17 protein-coding genes and 1 pseudogene are annotated in these 19,957 nt (G+C 68.7%); 9 read left to right on the forward strand and 9 right to left on the reverse strand.

The window, feature by feature from the left end:
- Positions 1-384: 384 nt before the first annotated feature.
- From ACU6WZ_RS14940 to ACU6WZ_RS14960, 5 genes are all read right to left on the reverse strand, one after another.
- Complete coding sequence (locus tag ACU6WZ_RS14940; RefSeq protein ID WP_447028557.1) at positions 385-1,740, reverse strand: hypothetical protein; 1,356 nt, start codon at positions 1,738-1,740, stop codon at positions 385-387.
- Between the two features lie 123 nt (positions 1,741-1,863).
- On the reverse strand, positions 1,864-2,112 hold the full coding sequence (locus ACU6WZ_RS14945; RefSeq protein WP_447028558.1) for a hypothetical protein: 249 nt from the start codon (positions 2,110-2,112) through the stop codon (positions 1,864-1,866).
- A 51-nt stretch (positions 2,113-2,163) separates the two neighbouring features.
- Positions 2,164-2,634 (reverse strand): hypothetical protein, encoded by a 471-nt coding sequence (locus ACU6WZ_RS14950; RefSeq protein WP_447028559.1) that lies wholly within the window; start codon positions 2,632-2,634, stop codon positions 2,164-2,166.
- On the reverse strand, positions 2,631-3,032 hold the full coding sequence (locus tag ACU6WZ_RS14955) for an ATP-binding protein (protein ID WP_447028560.1): 402 nt from the start codon (positions 3,030-3,032) through the stop codon (positions 2,631-2,633). The genes ACU6WZ_RS14950 and ACU6WZ_RS14955 overlap by 4 nt, the downstream gene beginning before the upstream one ends.
- Before the next feature lie 8 nt (positions 3,033-3,040).
- Positions 3,041-3,469: a hypothetical protein gene (locus ACU6WZ_RS14960; protein ID WP_447028561.1), complete on the reverse strand. Its 429-nt coding sequence runs from the start codon at positions 3,467-3,469 to the stop codon at positions 3,041-3,043.
- 153 nt (positions 3,470-3,622) lie between these two features.
- Between ACU6WZ_RS14960 and ACU6WZ_RS14965 the strand changes: the two genes are divergently transcribed.
- The 4 genes and pseudogenes from ACU6WZ_RS14965 to ACU6WZ_RS14980 all read left to right on the forward strand — a co-directional run.
- Entirely contained in the window at positions 3,623-4,723 is a 1,101-nt protein-coding gene (locus ACU6WZ_RS14965; RefSeq protein ID WP_447034047.1) for a helix-turn-helix domain-containing protein, read from the forward strand.
- Between the two features lie 14 nt (positions 4,724-4,737).
- Positions 4,738-5,406, forward strand: a complete 669-nt coding sequence (locus ACU6WZ_RS14970) for a YdcF family protein (RefSeq protein WP_447028562.1) — start codon at positions 4,738-4,740, stop codon at positions 5,404-5,406.
- On the forward strand, positions 5,372-6,142 hold the full coding sequence (locus ACU6WZ_RS14975) for a WbqC family protein (RefSeq protein ID WP_447028563.1): 771 nt from the start codon (positions 5,372-5,374) through the stop codon (positions 6,140-6,142). Before ACU6WZ_RS14970 ends, ACU6WZ_RS14975 begins: the two co-directional genes overlap by 35 nt.
- 117 nt (positions 6,143-6,259) lie before the next feature.
- Positions 6,260-6,613 (forward strand): annotated as a pseudogene (locus tag ACU6WZ_RS14980) (tyrosine-type recombinase/integrase); the annotation flags it as partial.
- Positions 6,614-6,866: 253 nt separating this feature from the next.
- Here ACU6WZ_RS14980 and ACU6WZ_RS14985 read toward each other — a convergent pair.
- The 4 genes from ACU6WZ_RS14985 to ACU6WZ_RS15000 all read right to left on the reverse strand — a co-directional run bounded on the left by ACU6WZ_RS14985 (position 6,867) and on the right by ACU6WZ_RS15000 (position 15,366).
- Positions 6,867-8,288 carry an ATP-binding protein gene (locus ACU6WZ_RS14985; RefSeq protein WP_447028564.1) on the reverse strand — a complete coding sequence of 474 codons (1,422 nt, stop codon included), beginning with the start codon at positions 8,286-8,288 and terminating at the stop codon, positions 6,867-6,869.
- Between the two features lie 54 nt (positions 8,289-8,342).
- Positions 8,343-10,784, reverse strand: coding sequence for a helicase-associated domain-containing protein (locus ACU6WZ_RS14990; protein ID WP_447028565.1), 2,442 nt, complete (start codon positions 10,782-10,784; stop codon positions 8,343-8,345).
- A gap of 521 nt (positions 10,785-11,305) precedes the next feature.
- Positions 11,306-12,541: an SWIM zinc finger family protein gene (locus ACU6WZ_RS14995; protein ID WP_447028566.1), complete on the reverse strand. Its 1,236-nt coding sequence runs from the start codon at positions 12,539-12,541 to the stop codon at positions 11,306-11,308.
- The gene (locus tag ACU6WZ_RS15000) at positions 12,538-15,366 is read right to left on the reverse strand and encodes an SCO1167/SCO6262 family helicase (RefSeq protein WP_447034049.1); all 2,829 of its coding nucleotides are present in this window, start codon (positions 15,364-15,366) and stop codon (positions 12,538-12,540) included. Before ACU6WZ_RS15000 ends, ACU6WZ_RS14995 begins: the two co-directional genes overlap by 4 nt.
- 226 nt (positions 15,367-15,592) lie before the next feature.
- Here ACU6WZ_RS15000 and ACU6WZ_RS15005 point away from each other — a divergent pair, with 226 nt between their 5' ends.
- From ACU6WZ_RS15005 to ACU6WZ_RS15025, 5 genes are all read left to right on the forward strand, one after another.
- On the forward strand, positions 15,593-15,904 hold the full coding sequence (locus ACU6WZ_RS15005) for a calcium-binding protein (protein WP_447028567.1): 312 nt from the start codon (positions 15,593-15,595) through the stop codon (positions 15,902-15,904).
- Between the two features lie 129 nt (positions 15,905-16,033).
- Positions 16,034-16,282, forward strand: coding sequence for a hypothetical protein (locus ACU6WZ_RS15010; protein WP_447028568.1), 249 nt, complete (start codon positions 16,034-16,036; stop codon positions 16,280-16,282).
- Positions 16,279-16,680 carry a PIN domain-containing protein gene (locus tag ACU6WZ_RS15015; RefSeq protein WP_447028569.1) on the forward strand — a complete coding sequence of 134 codons (402 nt, stop codon included), beginning with the start codon at positions 16,279-16,281 and terminating at the stop codon, positions 16,678-16,680. Before ACU6WZ_RS15010 ends, ACU6WZ_RS15015 begins: the two co-directional genes overlap by 4 nt.
- Before the next feature lie 122 nt (positions 16,681-16,802).
- The gene (locus tag ACU6WZ_RS15020) at positions 16,803-16,946 is read left to right on the forward strand and encodes a hypothetical protein (RefSeq protein WP_447028570.1); all 144 of its coding nucleotides are present in this window, start codon (positions 16,803-16,805) and stop codon (positions 16,944-16,946) included.
- 809 nt (positions 16,947-17,755) lie between these two features.
- Positions 17,756-19,780 carry a hypothetical protein gene (locus tag ACU6WZ_RS15025; protein WP_447028571.1) on the forward strand — a complete coding sequence of 675 codons (2,025 nt, stop codon included), beginning with the start codon at positions 17,756-17,758 and terminating at the stop codon, positions 19,778-19,780.
- Positions 19,781-19,957: the final 177 nt, after the last annotated feature.

The following is a 19,957-nucleotide window of genomic DNA, read 5'->3' on the forward strand; positions in this document are numbered from 1 at the left end:
TGCCGGAGATGGCAACAACTGAGGCCACGGAACGCAGAAGGCCCCGGCCGGTTTCCCGGTCGGGGCCTTCAAGTGCCCGGTGAGGCACTGGCGGAGGATACGAGATTCGAACTCGTGAGGGGTTGCCCCCAACACGCTTTCCAAATGTTCGCCTGGGGGTCCGGGGTGAGTCATCGGCGTCCTGACCTGCGCCGGAATGAGAGGCGGGGCACCCGGTGGACGTTGCTGGACGGAGACGAACGAGACCAGAACTGAGACCATCAGGGCAGGGCCGCCGAGGCCGCCCCGTCGGCACGGCCGCCTCTTGACCAGCCCCGCTGCAGCTTTGTGTGCCCCCGAGTAGGCGCTACCAGGACCGATCGGCAGTTGCCGCTGGCTGCTGGGTCACCCGTCCTGGAGTCGGATCGCCATCACGGTTCCGTCGGGACGGATGGACACCGCGTTCCACTGCTCTGATGTGCTGCGGTCCGGCCACTGCCCTCGTAGGGCGTGTACCTCGCTTCGGTATTCATTGACGCGCCCGTGGTGGAGGTGCGTGTAGAGGCTCCTCTTGAGCCCGGAAAACGCCTCTATGCGGGTGCCATTGAGGCGGTAGATGTGGTCGGTACCGACGAAGTCGATGTCGTGGATGCGGTGTTCCGCATCTCGCAGCCCGGCCGTGTTGGCGTGGACGTCGTGCTGGAAGTGGCGTCGACCTTGTTCCTTGGTCAGGTACTGGGCGGTGGGTTTGCCACCTCCGGTGAAGGCCGTGAGCGTGGCTGCTTCCGTCCGTGCCAGCACGACGCTGAACCAGGCAAAGGAGTCGGGCAGTACCTGGAAACCGGGGACGATCGTCTCTCCGCGGTCCGCGGGCCGCACGACGTCGGCCATACGGTTCCCCTGCTCCAGGGTGAGATCCAGGCCGGCTTCTGATGTCTCTCCGGACGGGCGGAGGACGGTCGTACCCGGCGCCTCCAGGATGTGCACGGCGAGGCCCCCCGTGGTGGGGATCTCGGTTCCGATGAGCAGGTACGGGACTGTGCCGTACGGCCCGATGTGCACGGACTCAACGTGGGCGCTGGCCGTACTGAGCTGCTTCTGTACCTGGTGAACGCTGCTGTGGGTGCCCTTGGAGGAGAGGAGGAGGACCTTGGACGGCTGGCCTGGTTGCCAGGCTTCGACGAAGAAGTGGGGCCGTCGCTGTAGCGGCTCCGGGCGAGTGCCGGTACCGGAGCTGCGTAGGGTCCAGCCGGCCTTCAGAGCGATGTCCGCCGGGATCACGGAGACCGAGTGGTCGGGATAGCGGGACCTGACCAGCTTCTCGGCCAGCAGCGAGGCGAAGCCGGTGCCGATTTCTCCGGACTGGGTGGCCTTGTAGAAGCGCAGGAGATCGCGCCCCTCGGACGACAGCTGCAGGTAACGGGCGCGGTTGGCTTCCAGGGCCTGGCTGTAGCGCAGGCTGCCCCAGTGCTCGGCAAGTCCTCGCCCCGCGCCTTGGCGGGCCGAAGCGGCTCCGAGGCCGATGGCGTGGATGACCTGCCAGGGTGTGAGTGTCAGTGATCGCGGCGCTGTCCGGACGGCCCTGTAGTCGGTGCGTCGGCGAAGGGAGCCCCGCCCGTCCTCTATCCGCTTCTCGTCCTCGTCCGCCGCAGCCTTGGAGACCTGGGCGGCGAGCTCGGGGGATGAGCGGACCTGGACGTGGGAGGTGGTGCTCAGCTCGTGGAGGATCTCGGCGACGGCTTTGGATTCGTCCTTGTTCACCGGCAGCCCTTCTGTCGATGTGGTGCGGCGTGAGCTGGAGGACCGTAGGACGGGACAGGGGAGCGCAATCAAGTGCGCACGAGGGGCTCAGGTCGGTATTCGGCCAGCCCTCTTCGAGGAACGTTAGGACGGCGCCGTGTAGGAGTCGACGGCGACGGTCCGCTCGGTCTCGCGCTGGGCAGCCGGGTGGACGGACTTCGGCTTGGGCAGCACCGCCGCGAGCCGGGTCATCGCGGCGACGGCGCGGACGAATGCGGGGCGCTCGGCCAGCAGGTGCGTGATCAGGAGCGACGAGGTCTGCTCGTCGGGGGCGAACTGAGCGGCGATCCGGGCGAAGTAGGCGTCCAGCTTGGCGCGTTCGAAGGTTTCCATCGCAGTTCCCTCTCGTCCGTACAACCGGGGCCGTGCAGAAGTTCCAGCGGGTCAGCAGGGGCGGGCGATCCCGAACAACAGCCGATCGGCCGCGAGTGAGGTGTCCAGGTAGGTGTCGAGCTGGGTGGCGCCGGCGGACTGCGGCAGCGGGTCCAGACCGAGTAGGAGAACGACCGTGCCGGTGCGGGCGACCAGTGCTGTCCAGCCGGGGTGGGTCGGCAGTCGCAGCCTGCGGGTGTTGCCGGGGAAGTGCAGAAACACGTGGTCGCCGGCGATGCGCAGGCAGCGGCCGGCGTCCGGGACCACATCCTCCGCTCGTCCCAGTCCGCCGAGGCTTTCTGCGAGACGCTGCATGTGGGCTTCGGGCACGTCAGCAGTGCCGGGGAGTGCGGAGACAGGACTGTGGGCGACCAGGATGTGGGCCATTTCGCGGCCGTCCGGGCCGTTGCCCAGCCAACTCCAAGCGGCGAGCGAGAGCAGTAGATGAAGTTCAGGTTCGGTCGAAGTGAGGATGGCGCTCATGCCAGCGTCCCTCCTGTGGCCTTGAAGGAGGACCAGACGATCTTCCCGAGGGGCGTGCGGTCCTGCACTCCCCAGTCGTCGGCGAGCGCGGCCACCAGGACCAGACCGCGTCCGGACGGGTCGGTGTCGGCGGCCTCACGCGTCTTGGGGCGTTCGCGGCGGCTGTCGTGCACCTCCAGGCGTACGCCGTCGTCCTCGGCTTCGAGGCGGACCAGGAATCCGTGGTCGGAGACGGTGCCGTGGACCAGCGCGTTCGTCGCCAGCTCGGAGACGCAGAGACGGACATCGTCGATCCGTTCACCACGGCCCCACCCGGCCAGGGTCGCGGTGGCGAATTCCCGCGCCTGTTGAACGGATTTGGGGGTGGCCTCGAAGAAGCGCTGGTCCGTTTCGATCATGGTTGTCCTCATGACTCGGCGTCCAGGAGGCGGGCGGGTCCGCAGCCGTGGCGGGGAGCAGCACCACTGGAGGCGCCTGGCGGGCGTGCGGGGCGGGGCCGCCGGACGAGCAGCAGCCGGGAGCCGGCCGCCTCAATCCGCCGACCGCGCTCAGCGGCTATCGCCTTCGGGCCAAGGTGGGACGCGGCCGGGGCGAGTACGCCGTAGACGTCCGGCAGGGCCAACACGTCCAGCAGACCAGTGAAGGCCGCCGAACCGAGGCCGGCACTCGCCTCGCGATCAGTGAAGACGCCGGACAGCTCCAGCTCGTGCCTACGGCAGTACTCGGCGAGCGAGGCGACCAGCGCCTCTTGCCGGGCTTCGGAGACCCGCACCAGCCGCAGGAAGCCGTAGACGACAGGCCCGCTGACCAGGCGATGTTCCGTGAGAGGTTCCATGCTGGGGACCGTCCAAGGAGTCGGCAGGTGGTGACGATCCTGAGCATGGAGGCCCCCGAACTCCCGGCCAATCACCCGCCGTTCTACTTCCGTTCCACTTCCGTCCCGCCGCCCCCAGGCATCTGCTTCGATGACGGTGGAAGGGAGCAAGGCGTGGCAACCGTGCACCACTGGACCGGCCTGGAGGCCAGGGCTCTGCGTCTCGCCCTGCGTCTGAGCGTGCGGGCCTTTGCCGAGCACCTCGGCGTGGCCGTCGCGACGGTCTCGAAGTGGGAGAGCAAGCGCGCCGAAACCGAGCCCAGGCCCGACACCCAGGCCATCCTCGACACCGCCCTCGGACGCGCTGACGCCCCCGTGCATCTGCGCTTCGAGACCCTCCTGTCCGAGATGGCCAGCACCGTGCAGAACGCCGGGCGGCGCGTCACCGCCGCCGGCCCCCGAGCCTGGGAGTACGAATCCTGGGCCGAGGACCTGGATCGCGTCGTGGTCGCGCTCTCCCGCCAGAACTTCGCCTTCGCCGACAGCCTGCTCAGCCGCTGGTTGACGCGATACAACGCCCGGGAACTGGACGAAAAGGGTCTGTACCTTTTCGCCCGCTCGACCGCGCTGCACGGCGACCTCAGACGCGACCAAGGCACAGTGCTCGGTCCACTCTCCGCCCAGCACTCCTACGCCGGGGCTCGCGCGGTCTTCGCCCAGCTCGACATCCCGCGACGTGTCGCGCAGCTCGACCTCTCCCTCGCGGTGGTCACGGAAATGTCGGGCAAGCTTGAGGTTGCCGCCCGCCACTACGAAACCCTCGCCGTCGACGACCGGCTCTCCCGCCGGGACCGCGCCAGGGCCCGCCTGTGGGTGGGCACGGCGCTGAGCAAGAACGGCCGGCACGACTACGCGACCCGCGTCATGCTGGCCGCGACCCGCGACTTCGAGGACCTCACCGAACCCGACGACTGGTCGGTGGCCCACCAGAAACTCGCCCTTGCCCGCCGAGGTGCCGGCGACCTCACCCAGGCCCTGCACTACATCGACATCGCCCGCGGCAGCGGGGCCGCCGACTCACCGATGCAACGCGTGCGGCTGGACACCGCTCATGGCCACATCCTGCTCTCCGACGCGGCGACCCGGGATGATGGACTCCTCGTCCTCGATCAGGCCACCCGCACGGCCGCGCAGTACGGACTCGTGCACCAACTGCGCAGTATCGAGGGCATCAAGGCCATGAACGAGGGGCCGATCGGCCCCCGGCGACGGTGACCAGGGAGAGACGTGTGAGCGACAACCAGCAGGCCATCACCGAGGATCAGTGGCACCGAGCCGTGCTGATCTGGGACTACCACCAGATGCACCACCAGCTGCGGCCCGTCGACGTGGCGATCGGCCTGGGCAGCCACGACCTCGGCGTCGCCACCCACTCCGTCGAGCTGTACCGCGCCGGGCTGTTCTCGACCCTGGTCTTCACCGGCGGCAACAGCCCCACCACCGCCAAGGTCTTCCCGCGCGGCGAGGCCGTCCACTTTCGCGAGCACGCCATCGACCTCGGCGTTCCCGCGGAGGCGATCCTGCTGGAACCGGACGCCGGCAACACGGGGCAGAACATCACTCTCTCCCGTGAAGTCCTCGCCGCCGCCGGCATCACCCCGACGACGGTGCTGTTGGTCTCCAAGCCCTACATGGAACGGCGGTCGTTCGCGACCGCCCGCAAGCTGTGGCCCGACGTCGAGATCCTCTGCGCGTCGGAGCCGCTGGAGTTCGATGACTACGTGAAGTCCATCGGCGACGAGAGGCTCGTCCTGGACATGCTCGTAGGCGATCTCCAGCGGGTCATCGAGTATCCCAAGCTCGGATTCGCCATCGAGCAGGAGGTCCCGGAGGACGTGCATGCAGCGTACGAATCCCTCATCCGTGACGGCTTCACCAGCCGTCTCATCGCTTCCTGACCTGCCGGAGCCGGGCGGGCTGTGCGCAATTCACCAGCCCAACCTGTTCCCGAGACTGACCACACTGGCCAAGCTGTTCGCGGCGGACTACTGGATCGTCCTGGACGACGTGCAGTTCACCCGCCGCGACTACCAGCACCGAGCCCGCCTCGGTGCCCTTGACGAACCGGATCGTCGGCAGTGGCTCACAGTCCCCACACGCCTCCCCTACGGACGGCCGACTCTCATCCGGGACGCGTGGATCGACGATCCCGACCAGGCCCGCCGGAAGACCGCGGGGATGCTGCGGCAGCACTACGGAGCGAGCCCTTACTGGCCAGCCCTCGCCCGGGTCCTGGACCCGGTGTTGGACGCCTTCGACACCGGCAGGACCGCTGCCGTTGCCGCAGCCTCCACCCGCCTGCTGCTAGACCTGCTCGGCTGGCAGGGCCAGATCCTCACCAGTAGCGATCTGCCCTCCCGGCCGGGACGTTCCCAGAGGCTCGCTGATCTCTCTGCCGTGACCGGCGCCCGCACGTATGTGTGCGGGACTGGCGGCATGACCTACCTCGACCCGGCACCGTTCGCCGCCGAGGGCATCGCCGTCATGCCGTTCCAGCCGCCGACGACCAACATCTGGTCCTCCAGCCGAAGGCTCAGTGCGCTGTCGGCGTTGGCGGCATTTGGCCCTCAGGATGTGGCCGCCTGCATGCAGAGGCTTGCCTTGGACCACGGCCTTTTGGTGGCCGCCGCTTGACTGCTGCCCGTTCGCTCTCCTTGTCCGGATCAGCGGCGTGGGCGGCTCGGCCGGCTCATGGGGGCTGCGGTTGTCGTCGGCGGCTGGGCGGCGGGGGACGGGGTGCTGAAAGCTCGGGCAGCGCAGGAGTGGCGGGAGACCGGATTCGTCTTCACCTCGCCCGTCGGTGCGCCCCTGGTGCCCAGCACCGACTACGACGCGTGGAAGCAGTTACTCACGGACGCCAAGGTGCGCGACGGCCGGTTGCACGACGCGCGGCATACGGCCGCCACGGTGCTGCTCATCCTCGGAGTCCCGGAGCGCGTCGTGATGCAGATCATGGGCTGGTCGTCCACGGCGATGGCCGCCCGCTACCAGCACGTGACCGGCGGCATCCTGCAAGATGTCGCGAAGCAGGTCGGTGGGCTCATCTGGGAGGTCGCGAAGAGCGACGACGGGGCGACGGAGGAAGATCCCGAAGAGTCCCGTTGAGACTGTGGATGAGACTGCCAAAGCAGAAGGCCCGGTCCGCGTGAGCGGTCCGAGCCTTCTAGCTGCGGAGGATACGAGATTCGAACTCGTGAGGGGTTGCCCCCAACACGCTTTCCAAATGTTCGTCTGGGGATTCCGGGGCGTACAGGAGCGTTCTGACCTGCGATGCGGCAGATGCAGGTGGGGTCTGTGAACGGTGCTGTACGCAGTTGAATGCAACCAGAACTGCAACCAGCGGGGCCCAAGCCCTTGCTCACGCCCTGCGCCAGGCGCTGAGTAGTTCCTCAGGACCGTACGCCGCTTGGAGCCCGGAACAGCTGGTCCCGTTGCGGGAGATCGCCGCGAGCGGTACCGGCTCATCGGTGATCGCTGCCCGGTGCTTCTGCAGCGCGGCCAGGTCATGGCTGTCGAACGTGGAGTTCTCCAGCCACTTGACCGAGCCGAGGAAGAGCAACTGTTTGGCCACTGGCTGCCGGTCGGCGCCCACCAGGTCGATTTCGACATCGTTGCTGCGGGTCCAGTACCCGCCGATCGCCGGGGCGCCGGGCAGGAATCCGTCCGGCAGGAGACGGGCGAGGGACTCCCGGACCAAGGGCTCGATCGCGCGGCCACGCCAGCTCGTCCACTGCTCCTTGATCCGGCTCAGGGTGAGATCCCCCCTCATTCGCTCGATCTCCGCCATGTGCGGATCCAGGAACGCGAGCCAGAACCGGAGATAGGGGTCGGCCACTCGATAGCGGCGCTCCTTCGACGGTCGCAGTGAGAGGGGCAGCTCGGCTGCCACTACGCGTTTCTCGGTCAGGACATCCGTGGCTCGCGTGAGCGTGGTGTGGGCGATGCCACCGGCGGCGCGCGCGATGTTGGTGAAGGTTCGCTCCCCCGTTCCGATGGCCCGCAGGACTTCCCTGCTCATCGCCTGCGGTGGAAACTCCGCGGCCAGTGAGCGCTCGGCGGAGACCAGCAGCGCCGAGATCGGGTTGCCCAGCGCCTCGCTGAGGAACTCCCAGACGTCCGCTCCGGCCCGCCACTCCGCGCAGATCAGCGGGAGACCACCCGTGATCAGGGCGGCGTCGAAGGCAGCCGCCGGGGGAAGGCTGAGCATCTCGCCGATGTCGGCCGGGTTCAGCGGCCCCACGACCATTTCCCGTCCCCGCTGATGGAAGGGGCGGTCGTAACTGTTCAGGGCCTCCATCATCGAGAGGTCGGACCCGACCAGGAGGAGGAGTACGGGTTTGCGGCTGAGCAGGCGGTCCCATGCCCGCTGGAGCATCCCCTCGAAGGCGTCGATGCGGTCCATGAGGTACGGCACCTCATCGATGACGACCACGCTCGGGCTGTCGTCGGGCAGGATCTCCGCAAGCAGCCTGAACGCCGCATTCCACTGCGCCGGGGTCTCCTCCGAGAACAGTTCCCGCTCCGGCAGGGTGGATCTGGCGACGGAGTCAAGCAGCTCCGTCAGTTCGTCCTCCGCTGTGCCGCCCGCCGCGGTGAAGAAGAGGTGCGGCGTCTCCGTGCGCCGGAGGAACTCCTCGACGAGGCTGGACTTGCCGACCCGCCGTCTTCCCCGCATGAGGATGCATTGCCCCGGTTTCGCCGACCCGGCGGCATCGCCTACTGCTTGGAAGGCGTTGCGGAGCACGCTCAGCTCGCGGCCCCGCCCGATGAAACGATGCATGGGGTACCCCCGTAGGTGATAGTAGCGATAGGGATACTATCTTCATCGCTACTATCACGCCTCTCCTTCGGGCATGACGTTGTGGATGCGGGAGAGGGTGAAGACGCGTTCGGCATCCCGCAGGTGACACCAGGCTTCGAGGTAGGGCGGGTCGAGGGTGAGCCGGCTGAGGGTGCGTACGGTTCGACTGCCCGAGGTGGCGACGTACTCGACGGTGATGGCTTGAACGGCGTCGACGGCATGGGCGAGCTGCCGGACATCGCTGTACGTCAGGTTCTTCGCGTACCCGGCGACGATCTCCTCGGTGTCCGTGCCGTAGGGGACACCGGTCCCGAACGGGTCGGGGGCCGGGAGGGTCGGCGGTGCGGTCAGCAGCCGGGCGGCCAGGACATGCGGCTCGACCGCGGCGGGCGCGGCTTCCGGTGGATGGCCGGCCGTGCTCCGGCGGCTGGGCTTTCCGCTGGTACCACGTGGGGCCGGAATGGGAGTGGAAGCCCGGTGAGGCTGGACCTTCTCGATGCGTAGCGTTCCCCCGGCCGTCTCGGCCACGGGGGCGTAGCCCTCGGCGCGGAGCGCGGTGAGGGTGGTCTCCAGCGGGCTGCCGCTGACCAGGACCGTTGGGGCGAGCTGCCGCAGGCCGAGCTTGGAGAGTGCGCGGTGGACGGCGATTTCGGCGAGGAGCGCGGGCTCGTCGCCGTGAAGGACGCAACCGGCAGGGGTGATGCGTACCCGCCCGTGACGCCGTGCGGTGTCGGCGATGAGATAGGTCAGAGGCTGGGGCAAGGCTGTGGTGTCGACGGCGGCCAGATCGGCGGTGATGCCGTCAGCGGTGTGGCCGGCGTCCAGGGCCCGGCGGATGCTGCCGGCGCTGAACCGCCACACCGATGCCGTGCCGCTGGTCTCCCGGGCGGCCACCGAATCCAGGAGCGCGGCGAGTCGCGCGGTCGGTGTACCGGTGACGACGGCGGTGAGGTCGGCGCCGATCCGCGCCGTTGTAGTGGCCAGGGGCAGCAGTCGTCGGGCCGTGGCGCTCAGCTTTTGCGCGGCGTCGGCGGCCAACAGGTGGGCACCGAGGGGGGACAGAACGCCGCGAGCCAGCACACCGAGCAGCTCTGCCTCGCGGATCACGGCGCCGAACGGGGTTGTTTCCTCGGGCGAGGTGTCGGCGAGCGGGCGATGCCAGGCCACGAGCGGTCCCAGATCCGAGGCGGCACGCATGCCCCGCCCCGCCGGGAGCTCCTCCGCTGCGACGAGCAGCCCGTGGCGGGCCTGCACGCAGCCGTTGCAAGGAGGTGCACCCGCGAGTGCGGGGAGTGCTTTGTTGTCCTCGTCGCGGGCCCGGCTAGGTGTGAGCGGTAGGTTCCGCCAGGCTTGAAGCAGCACGGCGAACCGTTCCGCGGGCTCCTGTTCCGCCCAGGCGTCGTACGCCTCGGTGGGCGGCACGCGATCGCCGTCCCGGGCCAGCAGCCCAGCGGCGTACGCGGTCTCCAGAGTGAGCCGTACGACGGCGTCGTCGGCCTGGGCGGCCTTGCCGATCCGGGCCAGTTCACGCGCGCCGATCCCGCCCGACTTCAGCCGGGCCGGTGGAGCCGTCGCGCAGGTCGACAGGACCGAGGCCGCATGGGCCGCGAACGACGTGGCGGCGACCGCGGCCTCCCGCTCCACCTCCGAGGGGGTCACCGACACCAGCGGTGCGACAGGTGGGAGGGGCTCGAACGGCGCGTGCCAGCCGGGTCCGCGCACGGCCAGGGCCACCTCGACCGGCATGCGGGTGGGCCCGTACCGGTGGCGGTCCTGAAGAAGAAGTCCCCGGTCGACGGCCCATCGGGCGCCCGGTTGGAGGCCGGGGCCAGGAGCCCCGAACGCGATGAACAGCGGCTGATCCGGTGCGGACCTCGCGCGGTGTTCAAGCAACTTCCGTGTGGTCGCTGGTGCTCGCGCCACCACCGCGGCGATCCGTTCCGGGTCACTGTGGTGTTCCACCAGGGCCGCGAGTCGCTGCTGCTTGGTGCCGGGCGGCCTGATGTCCAGGGCCGCCAGCATGCCGCGCAGTTCCTCCGAGGTCGTGCCCGCCAGTAGCTCTTGCAGCGGGGCGTCCAGGCCCAGGGGTGCGTCCCACGCCTGCCGCAGGGGTGCCGGCATGCGGAGCGTCCCGTTGCTGTCCGGCCAGACGAGCGCGTGATCGGACAGCGCCTCCAGGATCATGTCCAGCGAGCGTGCCGCCGCGAGTGTCGTCGCGCCGAGCAACTCCGCGAGGCTGTCCCGTGTCGCTCGGGTTCCCAGGGCCGCCAGGGCCTCAGCAGCCTGCAGGCACGGCAGCGTGAGTTGTGGCAGGACGAGTGCCACGGACCCCGGGCGCTGGAGACGGTCTGCCAGTTCCCCCACCGAGCGCGGTTCCGGATGGGACGCGGTGTCCTTCCGGACTGCGAGCACGCGTGCAAGGCGGGAGCCGTCGAGGTCGCTCAGCCATGTTACGAGCGTCGACCGAGATTTCATGTGGGGTGCACCTCGACAAATCAGGGAACGCCGCAGCAGGACCGGAGCCGGTCCGGCACGGACTCAAGGATGACGCATTCCCATGATCCGCGGGTGCCGTACGCGGACAGATGCCCGTCGCCTCGCTGGCGCCTCGAGGTCCAGCGGCACCAGGTCTGGCCATGAGTACGCCGAAATATCTTGAATGTGTCGATATAAACGCAACCAGAAGTGCAACCAGTACACGCCGAAGGGCCGAGCCACAATTGCGGCTCGGCCCTTCGTTTCGCCTGTTCAGGCGGGTGCGGAGGATACGAGATTCGAACTCGTGAGGGGTTGCCCCCAACACGCTTTCCAAATGTTCGTCTGGGGGTTCTGGGTCGTACGGGAACGTTCTGACCTGCGGTGCAGCCGGTTCGGGTGGAGGTTCTGAACGGTGCTGTACGCCGGTGAATGCAACCAGAACTGCAACCACGGGAGTGGAGCAGCGTGAGTGTGTCCTGCCTCTGCTCGTGGTTACCGGTCAGCGGGGAATCGTCTCCTCACTCCCCGTTCTGCGACCAGGCCGCGGTGAGAGCCGCGACCGGGTCGGCGTCGGCCGGTGCCGCGGGCCACCATTCGCCTCCTTCGTCCTGGAGGCAGGAGTACCAGCGGGCGTCGGGGCCCAGGCGCAGCTGGATGCCGTGGTCGGTGAGGGTGAGGCGGTTGCGCCACGCTCTGAGGTGCACGGGGGAGTCGGTCATCTCGGTGAGGGCCGCGGTCAGGGCGGTACGGGCTGCTGTCATCACCGCCGGGTCGGGGGTGTGGGGCTGTTCGGCGACGGTTAGGCCGGTGGGGCCGCCGTGGCGCCAGGCGCGGGTGAGGCGGGCGAACGCGGTCGGTTTGGTGCCGGTGTTCTGGATCAGGTGGTGGAACCATTCGGGTCCGGGGGTGCTCGCGGCGATGCGGACCGCGTCCTGGTGCTGGGTCAGGTGCAGGCTGGTGGTGTCGCCAGTGAGGATCTGCGCGGCTCGTGCCGCGGCGTCGGTCATGAGGTGCTCCAGGTCCGCGGTGGTCAGGCCGGCTCCGGGGGGTGGGGCGACGGGGAGTGCGGCGGCGTGGGCGGCCGGTTCCGGGAGTTCGGGCAGGCGGGGAGTGTGCTCGGCCCAGTGGGCGTACGCGGCGGCGGCCGGGATGCCCGCCGGTGCCGGTGGGGCGGTGGTCTCCTGTGCTGCCGTGCGGCGAGCGCGCAACTGGGCGAAGACCTCTTCGCGACCGCGGCCGCGCAGCGCGAAGAGCACGAACGGGTCGGTGTCGATGGTGGTGGCGATGGCGTAGCAGAGCGCGGCGGCGTGCTTGCAGGGGTATCCCCAGTCGGGGCAGGAGCAGTCCGGGTCGAGTTCGGTGGGCTGCGGCAGCAGCGGGACGCCTGCGTGGCGGGCGTCGTCGACGAGTTCGGCGGGCATCTCGTCGTCGAGGAGCGCGGCGAGGTGTCCGGCGCGGGCCGCGATGGTGTCGAGCAGGGTGTCCCACTGGACATCGGTCAGGACGGGCAGGTGGACCGAGGAGCGGTACGGGCGTGGCCGGCTGCCCTGGACGGCGGCCTTGACCTGGCCCGGGGCGACGCTGATGGGGCCGACCATGCCTTTGCGGGCGTAGGTGCGTCCGCGCGAGAGCCGTCCGGCGTCCAGGGTGGAGTCCTCCAGGGCGGCCACCCATGCCTGGCCCCACCAGGTCACGGCGAAGGCACGCGTGCCGCGGGCGGGCGCACGGCGCGGGCCGGGGACCGAGGGGCTCATGACTGCCTCCCCAGGGCGACGAGTTCGGCGAGGTCGGCGTCGGACAGTTCGGTCAGGGCGGCCTCGCCGGAGCCGACGACGGCGTCGGCGAGCGCGCGCTTGGAATCGAGCAGTTTCGCGACCTTGTCCTCCACGGTTCCCTCCGCGATCAGCTTGTGCACCTGGACGGGCTGGTCCTGGCCGATGCGGTAGGCGCGGTCGGTGGCCTGGTCCTCGACGGCCGGGTTCCACCAGCGGTCGTAGTGCACGACGTGGCTGGCGCGGGTGAGGTTGAGCCCGGTGCCCGCCGCCTTCAACGACAGCAGGAACACCGGCACTTCACCGCGCTGGAAGCGGTCCACCATGTCCTCGCGCCGGGCAACGGGGGTGCCGCCGTGCAGGAAGAGGGTGGGGATGCCGCGTTCGGCGAGGTGCTTTTCCAGGAGGGCTGCCATCTGCTTGTACTGGGTGAAGACCAGCACCGATTCGCCCTCGGCGGTGATGGTGTCGAGAAGTTCGTCGAGCAGGTCGAGCTTGCCGGAGCGGCTGCGCAAGGGCGTGGACTGGCGCAGGCTGTGCTCTTTCAAATACTGGGCGGGGTGGTTGCAGATCTGCTTCAGCGCGGTGAGCAGCTTGAGCACCAGGCCGCGCCGGGCGATGCCCTCGGATTCGGCGATCTTCGCCATGGTCTCGCGGACCACCGCCTCGTACAGGCCGGCCTGTTCGGCCGTCAGTGGGACGACGCGGTCGGTCTCGGTCTTGGGCGGGAGTTCGGGCGCGATGCCCGGGTCGGACTTCTTGCGGCGCAGCAGGAAGGGCCGTACGAGACGGGACAGGCGCTCGGCGGCCTCGGGGTCTTCTCCCGCCTCGATGGGGCGGGCGTGCCGGTCGCGGAAGGCGGACAGCGAGCCGAGGAGTCCGGGGGTGGTCCAATCGAGGAGCGCCCACAGCTCGGAGAGGTTGTTCTCCACCGGGGTACCGGTCAACGCGACGCGGGCGCGGGTGGGCAGGGCGCGCAGTTCTCGGGCGGTGACGGCGTAGGGGTTCTTGACGTGCTGGGCCTCGTCGGCGGCCACCAGCGACCAGGCGGTCTCGGCGAGGACTTCGCGGTCACGGCGCAGTACCCCGTAGGTGACCAGGACGATCTCGTCGCCGGCCAGGTCCTTGAGGTGGCGGTCACCGCCGTGGTAACGGCGCACGGGGACGGTCGGTGCGAATCTGGCGGCCTCGCGCTGCCAGTTGCCGAGAAGGGAGGCCGGGCAGACGACAAGGGTGGGGCCCGCGGTGGCGGGGTCGCTCTGGCGGTGCAGGTGCAGGGCGAGCAAGGTGATGGTCTTGCCCAGGCCCATGTCGTCGGCGAGGCAGCCGCCGAGGCCGAGTTCGCACATCTCGGCCAGCCAGGCAAGGCCCCGCTTCTGGTAGTCGCGCAAGGTGGCCTTGAGAGCGGCGGGCTGGGGAGCGGGGGTGCGGGATTCGGGATCGCGGATACGAGCGACCAGGTCGCCGAGCGCCCCGACCGCCGCACAGCTGAACGTCTCCCCGTCCCGCTCCACCTCGCCGGTCAGCGCGGCGCTCAGCGCTTCCATGGGGGTGAGCGGTTCCATCCGGCGGCGCTTCGCGCGGGCGACGAGTCTCGGGTCGGCGACCACCCACTGGTCGCGCAGCCGCACGAGGGGGCGGCGCGCCTCGGCGAGGGCGTCCATCTCGGCCTCGGTGAGCGGCTCGCCGCCGAGCGAGATCTGCCAGCGGAAGTCGAGGAGAGCATCCGCGTCGAGGAGACCGCCCGCGCTGGAGCCGGGTGCGGTGCGCTGCCCGATCTCCGCGGACGCCGTGAGTGCCTTGACCAGCTCGCGCGGCCAGTGCACGTCGATACCGGCCGCGCGCAGCGCGTCGGTGGCATCCCCCAGCAGTTCGAAGGCTTCGTCGTCGGTCAGCCGGAGCTGATCGGGAGCGGCGTCCTTGAGGAACCGCTGAAGCGGGGGCCAGGCGCGGGCGCCGCGGCGCAGGGCGAGTAGCGTTTCGGTCTCGGCACGCGGGCCGAGCAGCCGCTCCACTTCGGCCGGTTCGCTCCACAGCCGTGCGACTTCGATGACGAGCGCCGGGTCCGCCGCGGTGTGCAGTTGCAGGACAGCCCGGAACTGCCGGCGCCGCCCCTCCGGTACGTCGACGCGCAGGGAGACGCTGATGTCGGCGGTGAACGCGGCGGCGGTCTCCTCGGCCCACTCCCGCAGGGCGGGCACGGCCCGCGTCTCGCGCCAGGCGTACGGCAGCGCCCCCATGGCGAGCGGAGCAGCCGGAGCGCGGACCAGGTCGTCGGCGACCGCATCGCAGAACTGACGTATCAGCGCGACCGGTTCGGCGATCCGCACCGGCGGCGGCCCCGGCTCGGGCAGACAGTGGGCGTGGGGCGGGAAGGCGGCGGCCAAGGCATCAAGCGTCTGACGCTGAGCGGCGGTGAAGGGACCCGCCTGCCAGCTGTCGTAACCAGCAGGTGTGAGGGCCGGGTGGAGGCGGCCGTCGGCGAGCAACCGCAGCGCGAACCGGGCGGCCACCTGCCAGGCGGAGCCGGAGGGATGCGTCGGCATCGCCCCCGCCAGGGCGGAAACGGCGACGGCGGCAGGAAGCGCGTAACCCTCCACCCTGCGCCGCCGGACCGAGCGGCCGTGCGGCACCACCAGCTCCACCACATCGGTATCGACGCCCGCGGGCGTCGCTCCGTTGCTGGCAGTCGCCCCGGCGGGCTTCCACAGCAGCAGCCGCCCAAGGCGGGCGGGCTCGCCGGGCACGAACACCGCCGCCCAGCCACCGTTGAGCAACTCCCTCGCGAAGGCCGCCGCTTCCGGCACGGCCAGCGGCGGCGCGCTCCGCGCGCCCGTACCCGGCTCTCGTACGACAACCCGTGCCACTCTCGACCGCCTCGCTGCTGTCCGAGGGCCTCATCCACGGCCCGCCCACCACTGCACTCCACCAAGCGCTGTCACCCATTGGCAAGTTCGGGCCTGGCCTTCACGAACGGAAACGAGCCTGAGGGTAAGGGCTTCTGGCCCGGCGACGCAGCGCTACGGTGTGGTCATGAGCACCTTGGACCCCGCCATGCTGGAGGCGTTGATTGAAGAGGCCACCATCGACGCCTACGGCGAGGATGAGCAGCTCACCGGACTCTTCACGATGATTGAGGAGAACCTCGCCGTACCGTTCACCACGACTGTTCTTGGCGTAGAGGTGAACGTGGTCGGTGTCGATCCGACCGACGACGGACGCATAGTCGCCCATTGCGCTCGGGGAGCGGTCCGGCAGAGCATCGGAATTCTGGACCTGCTGCTGCCGGAGCCGACTCCAGAAGGCTCGCAATGGATCGAGGCATACCGCTACTGGGTCCGCTGAACCGAGGTGTCGCGTAGTCGCCCTGTACGAGTCCGTGCGCGAGTCGACAGCCGCCCAGGCCGAAGCAGACCGAAGCGTGTGCGGCACATAGCGAGCACGTAGGACGCATACCGCAGTATGCTTGCCGTTATGGCTGACACCACTCGCATTACGGTGACGCTCCCCACCGAGCAGGTGGCGGAGCTGAGGAAGGTCACGGACAACGTCTCCGGCTATGTGGCCGAAGCGGTCGCCCGACAGATCCGGCACCAGCTCCTCGGGGCCGACCTGCGCAGCCACGCAGGCGAGCATGGCGCGTTCAGCGAAGAGGAGCTGGCCGAGGCGCGGGCGCGGATCTTCGGTACGCCGCAGGCCACTGGCGGCGCGAGCGCCGCGTGAGCGGGCACATCGAGACCGTTGTCCTCGACAGCGAGGGGCTGTTGGCCTGGATTGCCCAGGACCGGAAGGTTGTGGCGATGTTCCAGGTGTTCCACGACATGGGCGCAGACCTCGTCGTCAGTGCCAACACCATCGTGGAGGTGAGCCACTCCGGGGTGAATCTGCCCCGGCTGCAAGGGGCGCTGTCCCGGGTCAAGGTGGAGCCGGTCACGGAGGCAGCGGCCAAGGCGGCGGCGCAGCTGCTCAAGGCCACCGGTCTGCACGGGCACAAGTGCGCGATCGACGCGACAGTCGCGGAAGCGGCCCTGCGTCAGCCCGGCCCGGTCGCCGTCCTCACGTCGGATGCCGATGACATGACCCGCCTGTGCGGCAGCAAGGTCCGGATGATCGGGCTCTGACCGTGACATCGTCCCGGGACCGTGGGCAGATCCGCGTGGATCCGCCGAGAATCAGAATCGCCGCAGGTCAGCCCGCAATGGGTGAATGAGGCTCGACCGATGTGGGGATATGGCTGCGTTCGATGCCAAAGCTCCTCGGGGTGCAACGCCCGCTGGCGGCTCAAGGCGGCGACTACCTCGTCGTCCACGCCGTTGAGGACGGGCGGCTCATCATGTGGGCCCTGGCAGCCGGTAGCCGCAGTGACGTATCCCGTCAGATGCCGTGACTTCGTGCGCAGTCTGCGCCGGTCGCCCCATAGGACGTGAGCGTGCGCCTTTCCTGCTTGAAGATTTGTCCTGAATGTCGCCTGTAAACGCAACCAAAACTGCAACCGATCCACGCCGAAGAGCCGAGCCGCAATTGCGGCTCGGCTCTTCGTTTCGCCTGGTGAGGCGACTGCGGAGGATACGAGATTCGAACTCGTGAGGGGTTGCCCCCAACACGCTTTCCAAATGTTCGTCCGGGGGTTCGGTGAGGTGCGGGAACGTCCTGACCTGGGGTGCAGTGGGTGGGGGTGAGGCTCCTGAACGGTGCTGTACGCCGGTGAATGCAACCAGAACTGCAACCAGGGAGCTGAGGTCGGCACCTGGCTGTCGTGACAGGTGCTGCGTGCTGTCGGTCCGCCCGGGGCTGTGGAACTCCTGCGATGAACCGCCGGTCGAAATGCCGCTCTGGCGCGGCGAGACAAGTCAAAGGTGCTAAGAGCAACGGGAGTTAGCCGCGGCCTGCTACTGTCGCTTTCGCCTGCGACGCGTGGAGCGAAGCATGGTCGCTTCAGGGATCCCCTGGGGTAGGCAACGTGGAGGCATGCTTCCTCACGCCGCAGACCGTGCCGAGTGCCGCGCTGCCGCCGAAGACCACGCTGGGGCTTGCTCCAGAAGCGTCGGAGGGGATCCGCCTGACGGCTTCAGTCGTCCGACCTCCCGGGCACCGACCACATTTGTGTGGCGCTCCGGGAGTGAGTGGGACGACTACTAGATCAACCGTCCCATGCTCCGTTGGTGTGCCCAACTCCGCTCAGGAGGGCAACGGACCATGACAGCTCTGTTTGAAGAGACGGCTACCCCGCACGATCACGTACCTCCGCGGCCTGTCAACAAGCTCCCCGAGCTTGCTCCCATCGCCGCTCGCCGCAAGGCTGCTGAGAAGCTAGTCGACACGTTTGACCTCACACCGGATGCGGCCGAGTGCGTCGCCAACGCGGTAGTGGACCCGGCCGAACTCCGCAGGTCAATTGCGACGCCCACGACGCTGGCCATCACGGGAGGCGAACTTCTCGCCGTGCGTGCGCGAGTCTGGACTCGCCGCACGCTGCCTGACATCCGCAACCCCCGCATCGGGAATGCCCGCCGCCATCCCATTGCGATCGAACCTGGGACGGATGAAGAGTCCCGGTTCGCGCCGGTAGACGACCCCACCAGCAACGGCGCCACGCCGCACCTCGAAGTCGAGGTTGAATCGACCGAGCACATGGCGTGGGCCTCGGCCCTCGCTGCCCGTGCAGTGCTCGATGCGAACGACTGGCGGTATTCGATCCGCAATCAGGGCGTTCTGACCGAGGTGTGGCTCGTCGCGAACCGCTACAGCCACACTGCTGAAGAGTGCCCCGACCTCTGGGCAATGACCACTGCCGAGGGATCGTCCCGTACTACTGCCGCACACGACCTCCTCGGAGACGGCAATAGTGTTGACGTCGCGGTGAAGGCCGAGTCCGACACCTTCATGAGGGGGCGCATCAAGGAGCTGAACACGGCATTCGAGCAAGGGCCCACGGTCAAGCAGTCCGAGGCGCTGCGCTGCGAGACCATGCCGGCGCTCATCCTTGTCGGCTACCGGCCTCTGCCCGGTGGGCCTGATCGGTTCTCCTCTGCGGTCAAGTCACTGGTGGCGCTCCGCCATGTCGACGCCCCGAAGGAGTGGGGCGAGGGGCCTGAGCTCGAGTCGCTCGCGGACGAAGCACTGACGGTGATGGAGGACCGGAGGATCCTCACTCCTCAGCGTCGTCGCTGGCTTGCTGGTGCCATCAGCCGCGCTCAGGCCAAGATCGCGCATTTGCCGACCGACCCGGCTATTCGAGCAGCTGAGATCATCGCCTTGTTTACAAGCAACGACCAGGCTATCCGTGACGCGATCCGTGACGCTGTGACCCGTCAGTCGACGCGTAAGCGTGTTACGAAGAATGTCCGGGTGAAGCTTGCGGTGGCCTTGATCGTGAGGTCTGTGGGGGGCGAAGGGGCCAGCCCTGATCGGGTGCGCCGCTATATGCAGCACGGGTTTGTCGCGGTGCGGGATAATCCCTTCAAACCCACGCACCGCGACGCCGATGCTGTACTGGCTGATGCTCTCGACGAGTTCGACGACGATCCGGCGGGAGCGCCGGGGCAGGCCCGTCTCGAGCTTGCCGCGCGAGCTACGTATCCACTCATCGCCACGTTGTCGTTGTGGGCCGATCGCGGAACCAGCAATAACCCCAACGCTGACGACCGACGCCGTCCGGGCGAGGTCATCGACACAATGCTCGCGTCGCGTCTGGGAATTCACCAGTTGTACCAGGCTGTCGTCGACCACAACGATGGTCGTTCCGCACTCCGCGCCGTGGACGAGGGCGGGAGCATCCGTCTCACCGAGGACCGGGCCCAGGACCAAACCCTCAGCGACGTATACCTGCGCTCGACGTTTCCGAAAGCCGGCTCGCCGAGCAGACCCGCCTCGATGGATACTCCTGACGATGCGCTGCGAGATGCTGCTGCTGTTCTCGGAGCCGCTGTGCGTCAGCTTGAAGAGGCTATGACCGCCCTGCGGAGTGTCAAGGCAGCGGACGGAACAGACCACGTCGAGACCGTCGGAATCGACCTCAGCCACGTCAACGAATGGAAGGGCACCCTCGACGCCGCAGGAGCCGACCTCGATTTCTGGGGCCGAATTTGGGAGCGGCGTAATCGAAAGGGGCGCAGTGTGACGGCTCGGCGGGACGACCGGTGGGGTACGGAGTATCTCGACAATCCCGATGAGGCGGTCGAGGCGTGGGAAGACGAAGAAACTGCCGAGGCTGTCTCGTGACCCCGGGGAAATTAGAGTCCCTTGCGGCGTACGCCGGAGACTGGCTTCGCAGCGATGGGCCCTCTGGGCCGATCCCGTTCGGTCCGAAGGCCGCTGTCACAGCGGGTAGCGCTGTCTACGTCGTCTGCGGCTGGTCGGGGCGCGTTCTCTACGTCGGCTCCACCACTCTTGGCGTCG

The organism is Streptomyces hypolithicus (assembly GCF_052934925.1).

Coding starts and splice junctions, on each gene's coding strand:
- ACU6WZ_RS14945 (WP_447028558.1), bottom strand. CDS start 2,112: ATGGAAACCTTCGAACGCGCCAAGCTGGACGCCTACTTCGCCCGGATC.
- ACU6WZ_RS14950 (WP_447028559.1), bottom strand. CDS start 2,634: ATGAGCGCCATCCTCACTTCGACCGAACCTGAACTTCATCTACTGCTC.
- ACU6WZ_RS14955 (WP_447028560.1), bottom strand. CDS start 3,032: ATGATCGAAACGGACCAGCGCTTCTTCGAGGCCACCCCCAAATCCGTT.
- ACU6WZ_RS14960 (WP_447028561.1), bottom strand. CDS start 3,469: ATGGAACCTCTCACGGAACATCGCCTGGTCAGCGGGCCTGTCGTCTAC.
- ACU6WZ_RS14985 (WP_447028564.1), bottom strand. CDS start 8,288: ATGCATCGTTTCATCGGGCGGGGCCGCGAGCTGAGCGTGCTCCGCAAC.
- ACU6WZ_RS14990 (WP_447028565.1), bottom strand. CDS start 10,784: ATGAAATCTCGGTCGACGCTCGTAACATGGCTGAGCGACCTCGACGGC.
- ACU6WZ_RS14995 (WP_447028566.1), bottom strand. CDS start 12,541: ATGAGCCCCTCGGTCCCCGGCCCGCGCCGTGCGCCCGCCCGCGGCACG.
- ACU6WZ_RS15005 (WP_447028567.1), top strand. CDS start 15,593: ATGAGCACCTTGGACCCCGCCATGCTGGAGGCGTTGATTGAAGAGGCC.
- ACU6WZ_RS15010 (WP_447028568.1), top strand. CDS start 16,034: ATGGCTGACACCACTCGCATTACGGTGACGCTCCCCACCGAGCAGGTG.
- ACU6WZ_RS15020 (WP_447028570.1), top strand. CDS start 16,803: ATGCCAAAGCTCCTCGGGGTGCAACGCCCGCTGGCGGCTCAAGGCGGC.
- ACU6WZ_RS15025 (WP_447028571.1), top strand. CDS start 17,756: ATGACAGCTCTGTTTGAAGAGACGGCTACCCCGCACGATCACGTACCT.